Consider the following 960-nt stretch of genomic DNA (forward strand, 5'->3'; position numbering starts at 1 on the left):
CAACGCCGTCAGCCTGCGGTAGGCATGCTCGCCCGCGTAGATGACGACAGCATCGATCAGGTCTTCTCCGATCCGGTCGTGAAGCCATCGGAGGTGCCTGGTGCCGGCGTCCTCGACCCGGTCGGCCAGCTTGACCTCGATCCCGACTACTCGGCCGTCCGCATGCTGGACTATCAGATCCACTTCGTGGTCGTTGTTGCGGGTGCGCAGGTGTCCCACCCGAGCCTCAGCAGCCTCGGCGTAGGTGTGGATGCTGAGCGCGGCAAGGTGCTCGAACAGCGCACCGAGGATCGTGCCCGCTGACAGCTCTGTGCTGCCCTGCTCGGCTCGCAGCAGCGAGGCGGTATCGAGTCCGAGCAGTCGTGCGGCCAGAGCGGGGCCGGCCAGATGGTGCCTGGGGGACTGGCCGAGCCGGTCCAGGTGGTTCCGGCTGGGGATCCACGGCGGTATCGCATCGAGCAGCCACAATGAGGACAGAACGTCGCGATAAGCGAGCGTCGTCCCTCTGGCTGGCTTGTTCGCCAGCCCAGCGGTAGCCGCGTCGAGGATCAGTGACCGGGCGGCGAACCAGCGTCGACCGCACGGCGCACGTGGTCCCACATCTCGGGAAGGCGCTGCCACTCGTCCACCAGCACCGGCCCGGGCAGACGGGTCAGAATCGACGGGTCGGCGGCCACGATCTCACGCTGAGCGGGAAGACTGAGGTCGATGACCGATCCGGCACGCCGCATCGCGGTCGCGGTCTTGCCGACCCCCTTCGGCCCATGGATCGACAAGGCGCGAAGATGCGGCTGAAGCTCGTCCAGCGTGTTGTCGATGATTCGACGCCGATAGTCGATCACACGACTACTCTACCAATTGCACACCATCTAGTATCCCGATCGCATGGTCGAACCTGGCCCGCCCGGCTCGACCGTGCCCGATCCCGCGTTGCCGGGCGTCCGATCGGAGACCTTGCCG

General features: G+C 66.6%; 2 protein-coding genes. Both read right to left on the bottom strand.

The window, feature by feature from the left end; translation table 11 throughout:
* Positions 1-621 (bottom strand): DUF4143 domain-containing protein (locus AC5LSR_RS11365; RefSeq protein WP_493468438.1); only part of this gene is annotated, 621 nt, incomplete at its 3' end.
* Positions 549-842, bottom strand: coding sequence for an ATP-binding protein (locus tag AC5LSR_RS11370; RefSeq protein ID WP_250280567.1), 294 nt, complete (start codon positions 840-842; stop codon positions 549-551). The genes AC5LSR_RS11370 and AC5LSR_RS11365, both read right to left, overlap by 73 nt.
* Positions 843-960: the final 118 nt, after the last annotated feature.

The organism is Protofrankia sp. CiP1_Cm_nod4 (assembly GCF_982290645.1).